Source organism: Burkholderia sp. Bp9031 (genome assembly GCF_003857965.1).
Taxonomy (GTDB): Bacteria; Pseudomonadota; Gammaproteobacteria; order Burkholderiales; family Burkholderiaceae; genus Burkholderia; species Burkholderia ambifaria_A.
Window position 1 is genome coordinate 130,381 of the sequence record NZ_QTPW01000019.1, and the last position, 7,799, is coordinate 138,179.

Consider the following 7,799-nt stretch of genomic DNA (forward strand, 5'->3'; position numbering starts at 1 on the left):
CGGCTCAGCCGGGCGGTGGTGTTGCGAGGGCCGTCATGTTCTACCTTGCAGGACATCCGGGCCGCATCGCGGCGCCGCGGCCCGCATGCCGGACCGCCCTGCCAACAAACCTGCCATCCACGAAACGCCCCGGCGCCGGCAGTAGGCGCCGGGGCGGCCGGCTACCCGCCGGCCCACCCCGGAAGGGGTTTTACATGTTCTCGATCAGCACTTCGCCGAAGCCCGAGCACGACACCTGCGTCGCACCTTCCATCAGGCGCGCGAAGTCGTACGTGACGCGCTTCTGCAGGATCGACTTTTCCATCGCGGCGATGATCGCGTCGGCCGCTTCCGTCCAGCCGAGGTGGCGCAGCATCATTTCCGCCGACAGGATCTCGGAACCGGGGTTCACGTAATCCTTGCCCGCGTACTTCGGCGCCGTGCCGTGCGTTGCCTCGAACATCGCGACCGAATCCGACAGGTTCGCGCCCGGCGCGATCCCGATGCCGCCGACCTGCGCGGCCAGTGCGTCGGAGATGTAGTCGCCGTTCAGGTTCAGCGTGGCGATCACGTCGTATTCGGCCGGACGCAGCAGGATCTGCTGCAGGAACGCGTCGGCGATCGAATCCTTGATCACGATCTCGTTGCCCGTCTTCGGGTTCTTCACACGCATCCACGGGCCGCCGTCGATCAGCTCGCCGCCGAATTCCTTCTGTGCGAGCGCGTAGCCGGCGTCACGGAACAGGCCTTCCGTGAACTTCATGATGTTGCCCTTGTGCACCAGCGTGACCGACTTGCGATCGTTGTCGATCGCGTACTGGATCGCCTTGCGCACGAGACGCTCGGTACCTTCGGTCGACACGGGCTTGACGCCGATCCCCGAGGTTTCCGGGAAGCGGATCTTCTTCACGCCCATCTCGTCCTGCAGGAACTTGATGACCTTCTTCGCCTGCTCGGAGCCCGCGGCCCATTCGATGCCCGCGTAGATGTCTTCCGAGTTCTCGCGGAAGATCACCATGTCGATCTTCTGCGGCTCGCGCACCGGCGACGGCACGCCCTTGAAATACTGGACCGGGCGCAGGCACACGTAGAGGTCGAGTTCCTGGCGCAGCGCGACGTTCAGCGAACGGATGCCGCCGCCGACCGGCGTCGTGAGCGGCCCCTTGATCGACACCACGTATTCCTTGAGCACCTGCAGCGTTTCGTCCGGCAGCCACACGTCCGGACCGTACACCTTCGTCGCCTTCTCGCCCGCGAAGATCTCCATCCAGTGGATCTTGCGCTTGCCCTTGTAGGCATGCGCGACCGCCGCGTCGACGACCTTGATCATGACCGGCGTGATATCGAAGCCCGTGCCGTCGCCTTCGATATAGGGAATGATTGGCTGATCGGAAACGTTGAGCGAGAAATCCTTGTTGACGGTGATCTTGTCACCGCCTTCCGGAACCTTGATGTGCTGATACGGCATGATCGACTCCAGTGACGTGGCTGAGCAGGTGATGCTGGTCGAAACTGCGCGCGGCGAGGTGGCCTTGCCACCTTCGTGACGGCAACAGCGAGCCGCTATTCTAGCGCCCCAACCGGGGCCGGCGGCACGAAGCGCGACGCTGCGTATCAAGTCTTCCCTTATGTCTTATATAAGACAGATGACTTGCCGTTCCGTATTATGCATTAAGATTCCGCCATTTGCCATAGACCGCCCGCCCCGCTTCCCCGCGGCACGCCGGGCGGGCGCCCCGCCATGACCCTGATCGCCCTCAACAAGCCGTTCGGCACGATTTGCCAGTTTTCCGCGCACGAGACGCGGCCGTCGCTCGGCGACTGGGTAAAAACGCCCGGCGTCTACCCGGCCGGCCGGCTCGACGCGGACAGCGAGGGCCTGCTGCTGCTCACCGACGACGGCGCGCTGCAGGCGCGCATCGCGGAGCCGCGCCACAAGCTCGTCAAGCGCTACTGGGCTCAGGTCGACGGCGCGCCGGGCCCGGCCGACCTGAAGGCGCTCGCGCGCGGCGTCGATCTCGGCGACTACGTGACACGCCCGTGCCGCGCCGAATTCATCGAACCGCCCGACACGCTGTGGCCGCGCAATCCGCCGATCCGCTACCGCGCCGCGATCCCGACCACGTGGATCGAACTCGCGATCACCGAAGGCAAGAATCGGCAGGTGCGCCGGATGACGGCCGCGATCGGCTTCCCGACGTTGCGTCTCGTGCGTGTCGGCATCGGCGCGCTCGACATATTCGCGCTCGGCATTGCACCGGGTGAAACAATCGCGCTGCCGCCGCGGGCCCCGTGGGACGGTTTCGCACGCGACGCATGACCGCGTCGGCAACTTTCGATTTTTTTCGTCATCTTTTTCGTCAACCGCCGGCGAAGATCGCGCGTTAAACCACGCAGATGCCACCCTGAGCTATCCGGCATTGGCAGCCGAACCGATATTTCCGTGTTTGCGTCACGAAAGCGACGTTTTCTTCGAATACGATTCGGCGCCCGCAGCGCAATGAGAAATTTCTCGAAGCGTCTGTCAACCGAAAGGTGGATGGCACCGTTAGACGTCATGACTCCTATTGCCGGGTCATCTGGTTAATTAACTAAAGCTGAGGAACACAACATGAACAAACTGATCGCCGCTCTGGTCGCTGGTCTCTTCGCAACGGCTGCTTTCGCACAAGCTTCGGCTCCGGAAGCTGCTTCGGCTGCTGCTCCGGCAGCTGCTTCGGCACCGGCAAAGAAGGCCCACGCCAAGAAGCACCACGCTGCGAAGAAGCACCACGCAGCGAAGAAGGCTGCTAGCGAAGCCGAAGCTCCGGCAGCTGCTTCGAACTAAGCAAGCTGGTTGTAATAACGCAGTCAAGAACACGCAGTCTTGCCGTTCTTACGGCGTTGAAAGGCAGATCGCCGCGAGGCGATCTGCCTTTTTCTTTTTGTGCCCGCCGGCACGCTTCGCGTACCATGCGGGTCTCGTTTTCCCGATAGGAGCCCTGCTGTGCGATTCTCCCTGCGCTCGTCGCTCGGCCGCCTTGCGCGCGCCGCCGTGTTTCCCGCCGCGCTCGCCGTCCTCGCACTCGGCGTGCAGACCGCCCACGCGCAGATGCCGCCCGGCGCCAAGCAGCCGAGCGAGTTCCCGCGCGTGAAGCTGCGCGCCGGCATGTACGTGATCGACGCGGCCATCGCCGCGAACGATGCCGACCGCGAACAAGGGCTGATGTACCGGTCGCAGCTCGCGCCGAACGAAGGCATGCTGTTCGTGTTCAACGAGAACGCCGTGCACTGCTTCTGGATGAAGAACACGCTGATCCCGCTGTCGATCGCGTTCATCCGCGCGGACGGCACGATCACCGACATCGACGAGATGCGCGCCGAGACGACCGACAACCACTGCCCGCGCAACAACGGCGTCTATGCGCTCGAAATGAGCAAGGGCTGGTTCGCCGCGAAGGGCATCAAGCCGGGCATGAAGCTCGACGGGCTGCCCAAATCCCAGTAACGGCGTATGCCGCGGCGGTGCCGCGCATCGACCGAAGCCGGCCGCCCGTTGCGCGCCGGCTTTTTTTTCGCCCGCCGGCGACGGCGCCCGCCTTGATTCGGCAAACGCTGCCCGCATCTGCAAAAGCCACGGACAAGCGCTATGCTTTAAATCTCGCTAGTTCCAGCCCGGGCCGGCCCAGCCGGTCCGCTTACGATCCGAACCACCAGGAGGTTCACGTGCCCCGCAAAACCCCCATCGAGCGCTATCGCAACATCGGGATCAGCGCTCACATCGATGCCGGCAAGACCACGACGACCGAGCGCATCCTGTTTTACACCGGCGTGAGCCACAAGATCGGTGAAGTGCACGACGGCGCGGCCACGATGGACTGGATGGAGCAGGAGCAGGAACGCGGCATCACGATCACGTCGGCCGCGACCACGGCCTTCTGGAAGGGCATGGCCGGCAACTATCCGGAACACCGCATCAACATCATCGACACCCCCGGGCACGTCGACTTCACGATCGAGGTCGAGCGCTCGATGCGCGTGCTCGACGGCGCGTGCATGGTCTACGACTCGGTCGGCGGCGTGCAGCCGCAGTCGGAAACGGTGTGGCGCCAGGCAAACAAGTACAAGGTGCCGCGCATCGCGTTCGTCAACAAGATGGACCGCGTCGGCGCAGACTTTTTCCGCGTGCAGCGCCAGATCGGCGAGCGCCTGAAGGGTGTCGCCGTGCCGATCCAGATTCCGATCGGCGCGGAAGATCATTTCCAGGGCGTGGTCGATCTCGTCAAGATGAAGGCGATCGTCTGGGACGACGAAAGTCAGGGCGTGAAGTTCACCTACGAGGAAATCCCGGCGAATCTCGTCGAGCTTGCGCACGAGTGGCGCGAGAAGATGGTCGAGGCCGCTGCGGAAGCCAGCGAGGAACTGCTCGAGAAGTATCTGCACGACCATGAGTCGCTGACCGAGGACGAGATCAAGGCCGCGTTGCGCCAGCGCACGATCGCGAACGAGATCGTGCCGATGCTGTGCGGCAGCGCGTTCAAGAACAAGGGTGTGCAGGCGATGCTCGACGCGGTGATCGACTACCTGCCGTCGCCGGTCGATGTGCCGGCCATCCTCGGCCACGACTTCGCCGATCCGGAAAAGCCGGCGGAACGTCACCCGAGCGACGACGAGCCGTTCTCGTCGCTCGCGTTCAAGATCATGACCGACCCGTTCGTCGGCCAGCTGATCTTCTTCCGCGTGTATTCGGGTGTCGTCGAATCGGGCGATACGGTGCTTAACGCGACGAAGGACAAGAAGGAGCGGCTCGGCCGGATCCTGCAGATGCACGCGAACGAACGCAAGGAAATCAAGGAAGTGCGCGCGGGCGACATCGCCGCGGCGGTCGGCCTGAAGGAAGCGACGACGGGCGACACGCTGTGCGACCCGGCCAAGCCGATCATCCTCGAGAAGATGGAATTCCCGGAGCCGGTGATCTCGCAGGCCGTCGAGCCGAAGACGAAGGCCGACCAGGAAAAGATGGGCCTCGCGCTGAACCGTCTCGCGCAGGAGGATCCGTCGTTCCGCGTGCAGACCGACGAGGAATCCGGCCAGACGATCATCTCGGGGATGGGCGAGCTGCACCTCGAAATCCTGGTCGACCGGATGAAGCGCGAGTTCGGCGTCGAGGCGACGGTCGGCAAGCCGCAGGTCGCATATCGCGAAACGGTGCGCACGACGGCGTCCGATGTCGAAGGCAAGTTCGTCAAGCAGTCGGGCGGGCGCGGCCAGTACGGGCACGCGGTGATCACGCTGGAGCCGAACCCGGGCAAGGGTTATGAGTTCCTCGACGAGATCAAGGGCGGCGTGATTCCGCGCGAATTCATCCCGGCTGTCGACAAGGGCATCATCGAAACGCTGAAGAGCGGCGTGCTCGCGGGCTACCCGGTCGTCGACGTGAAGGTGCACCTGACGTTCGGCTCGTACCACGACGTCGACTCGAACGAAAACGCGTTCCGGATGGCCGGCTCGATGGCGTTCAAGGAAGCGATGCGCCGTGCGAAGCCCGTGCTGCTCGAGCCGATGATGGCCGTCGAGGTCGAGACGCCCGAGGAGTTCATGGGCAACGTGATGGGCGACCTGTCGAGCCGGCGCGGCATCGTGCAAGGGATGGAGGACATCGCGGGCGGCGGCGGCAAGCTCGTGCGCGCCGAAGTGCCGCTTGCCGAGATGTTCGGCTATTCGACGTCGCTGCGCTCGGCAACGCAAGGCCGTGCGACGTACACGATGGAGTTCAAGCAGTACGCGGAAACGCCGGCGAACGTGTCGGAAGCCGTGATCAATGCGAAAGTGAAGTAAGCGCGGGGCGCGTGCGCCCGGCGGCAAGCCGCAGGCCCGTCCGGTTCCGGACGGGCCTTTTTTTGATCCGTCGAATGCAGCGATGCGGGCAGCCGACGGCGTTTTCGATCGGTACGGCGGGCATTTTTTTCGCATGCCACAATGCATCGCGATTCGTCCGACGGAACCCTCCCGATGCCACGCCCCCCTGCCCTGCGCCGCCTGCTGATGCTGTATGCCGGACTGATCGCCGCAAACGTCGCCGTCTGGCTGTGGGCGCTCGCGGTGCTGCGCGACCATCCGCTGCTGCTTGGCACCGCGGCGCTCGCGTACGGGCTCGGGCTGCGTCATGCGGTCGACGCCGATCACATCGCCGCGATCGACGTCGCGACGCGCAAGCTGATGCAGGACGGCCAGCGTCCGGTGACCGTCGGCCTGTTCTTCTCGCTCGGCCACTCGACGATCGTCATCGCCGCGACGCTCGGCATCGCGCTGACCGCGTTCGCGCTGCGCGACCGCTTCGACGCATTCCGCGAGATCGGCGGCACGATCGGCACGGCGGTGTCCGCAACCTTCCTGCTCGTGCTCGCATGCATGAACCTGGTGATCCTGCGCGACGTGTGGCGGCGCTATCGCGGCGCACCGGACCATGCGCACGGCACTGCGCACACGCATCGCGCAGGCGGCCTCGTGTCGCGGCTGCTGCGCCCGCTGTTCCGGTTCGTGTCGAAAAGCTGGCACATGTATCCGGTCGGCGTGCTGTTCGGCCTGGGTTTCGATACTGCAACAGAAATCGCCCTGCTCGCGATCGCGGCCGCGCAGGCGAGCCACGCGCTGCCGCTCTATACGGTCATGCTGTTTCCCGCGCTGTTCGCGGCCGGCATGACACTGATCGACTCGACCGACAATGTGCTGATGATTCACGCGTACGGTTGGGCGATGGACGACCCGCAGCGCAAGCTGCTCTATAACGCGAGCATCACGCTGCTGTCCGCGGTCGTCGCACTGGCCGTCGGCGGGGTCGAGGCTGCCGGCCTGCTCGCCGACAAACTGTCGCTGACGGGCCCCGTACGCGATGCGCTCGATACGCTCGGCGGCCACTTCGGCGCGATCGGCTATGGCATCGTCGCGCTGTTTCTGGTCGGCTGGATCGCGTCGATCCTGTGCCATCGCTGGCCGCGCGCTGCCGATACAACGGCGCGCTAACTTCGTCAGACGTTTCATTTCAGAAACAAAATACTCACAACGGTGTTTCACGCGCTGTCGTGCGATACGTGCACGCCTTGCGCCACGGGCATAGCGGGCCGATGGCACGGATCTCGCAGTTAGGGATTCGCACGGCGGGCCCGCGTGCCGATCCGTGTTCGCGGCTGGCCTCCGGCGCCGGCCCGACACGCATCGGCCGCCGAAACGACAACGCATCGTTGATGGTCCCCTGCATCACACGTTGATGGTCGCGCGTGACGAGGCATCGCGCGCATCGGGGAGATCGATGATGAGTAGAACGAAACAGCTATCCCGCGCTGTGGGGCGGTGCTATCACACGACCCTGCTGGCCGCAGCCGCGTTTGCGTGCTGCTGCTCGTATGCCGTGGCGCAGGACTCGATGTCCGACACCGCGCCCGATCCGATTGCCAGCGCGGACACCGTCATGATGCTGGCCGAGAACGCGGCGTCCTGCGCCGCCAATCCGGCTGCATGCGCGGTACACGTCTATGCCGGCCGTGGCGCGGAAGGTAGCGGTGCCGGCAGTACCACCGGCGGCGGGAGCCCGGGTAGCAACGGAAATGGCGGAAGCGGCGCCGTCGGGCCCGCAGGTGTCGGCGGAACCACAGGAGCGACATCCGGCGGCACGAGTGGCACGGGCCGTGGCGGCAACGCATCCGGCAACGGGGGTAATGGTGGTGGGACTTCGGGTGGTGGGACTTCAGGTGGCGGCACTTCGGGCGGTGGTACTTCTGGTGGCGGTACTTCTGGTGGTGGCACTTCTGGTGGCGGTACTTCGGGTGGCGGCACTTCGGGTG

7 protein-coding genes are annotated in these 7,799 nt (G+C 64.8%); 5 read left to right on the forward strand and 2 right to left on the reverse strand.

The features are described 5' to 3' along the window. Positions 1 to 190: 190 nt before the first annotated feature. The gene (gene icd, locus DIE15_RS23420) at positions 191 to 1,447 is read right to left on the reverse strand and encodes an NADP-dependent isocitrate dehydrogenase (protein ID WP_057926085.1); all 1,257 of its coding nucleotides are present in this window, start codon (positions 1,445 to 1,447) and stop codon (positions 191 to 193) included. 273 nt (positions 1,448 to 1,720) lie between these two features. On the opposite strand from icd, the gene DIE15_RS23425 reads away from it, so the two are divergent. The 5 genes from DIE15_RS23425 to DIE15_RS23445 all read left to right on the forward strand — a co-directional run bounded on the left by DIE15_RS23425 (position 1,721) and on the right by DIE15_RS23445 (position 6,981). Further along, positions 1,721 to 2,299, forward strand: a complete 579-nt coding sequence (locus tag DIE15_RS23425; protein WP_057926086.1) for a pseudouridine synthase — start codon at positions 1,721 to 1,723, stop codon at positions 2,297 to 2,299. A gap of 291 nt (positions 2,300 to 2,590) precedes the next feature. Continuing rightward, positions 2,591 to 2,806 carry a hypothetical protein gene (locus tag DIE15_RS23430; protein WP_080599357.1) on the forward strand — a complete coding sequence of 72 codons (216 nt, stop codon included), beginning with the start codon at positions 2,591 to 2,593 and terminating at the stop codon, positions 2,804 to 2,806. Positions 2,807 to 2,965: 159 nt separating this feature from the next. After that, a complete protein-coding gene (locus DIE15_RS23435; RefSeq protein ID WP_057926087.1) occupies positions 2,966 to 3,466 on the forward strand; it encodes a DUF192 domain-containing protein in 501 nt (166 codons plus the stop codon). Between the two features lie 218 nt (positions 3,467 to 3,684). After that, positions 3,685 to 5,796: an elongation factor G gene (fusA, locus tag DIE15_RS23440; protein ID WP_057926088.1), complete on the forward strand. Its 2,112-nt coding sequence runs from the start codon at positions 3,685 to 3,687 to the stop codon at positions 5,794 to 5,796. A 174-nt stretch (positions 5,797 to 5,970) separates the two neighbouring features. Then, on the forward strand, positions 5,971 to 6,981 hold the full coding sequence (locus tag DIE15_RS23445) for a HoxN/HupN/NixA family nickel/cobalt transporter (protein ID WP_242431798.1): 1,011 nt from the start codon (positions 5,971 to 5,973) through the stop codon (positions 6,979 to 6,981). Between the two features lie 333 nt (positions 6,982 to 7,314). Here the strand turns inward: DIE15_RS23445 and DIE15_RS38165 are convergent, their stop codons facing one another. Then, positions 7,315 to 7,464: a hypothetical protein gene (locus DIE15_RS38165; RefSeq protein WP_160327446.1), complete on the reverse strand. Its 150-nt coding sequence runs from the start codon at positions 7,462 to 7,464 to the stop codon at positions 7,315 to 7,317. Positions 7,465 to 7,799 lie beyond the last annotated feature (335 nt).

Excerpts from the sequence above, each read along its gene's own strand:
- DIE15_RS23445 (WP_242431798.1), top strand. The coding sequence starts at position 5,971 with ATGCCACGCCCCCCTGCCCTGCGCCGCCTGCTGATGCTGTATGCCGGA.
- icd (WP_057926085.1), bottom strand. The coding sequence starts at position 1,447 with ATGCCGTATCAGCACATCAAGGTTCCGGAAGGCGGTGACAAGATCACC.
- DIE15_RS23430 (WP_080599357.1), top strand. The coding sequence starts at position 2,591 with ATGAACAAACTGATCGCCGCTCTGGTCGCTGGTCTCTTCGCAACGGCT.
- DIE15_RS23425 (WP_057926086.1), top strand. The coding sequence starts at position 1,721 with ATGACCCTGATCGCCCTCAACAAGCCGTTCGGCACGATTTGCCAGTTT.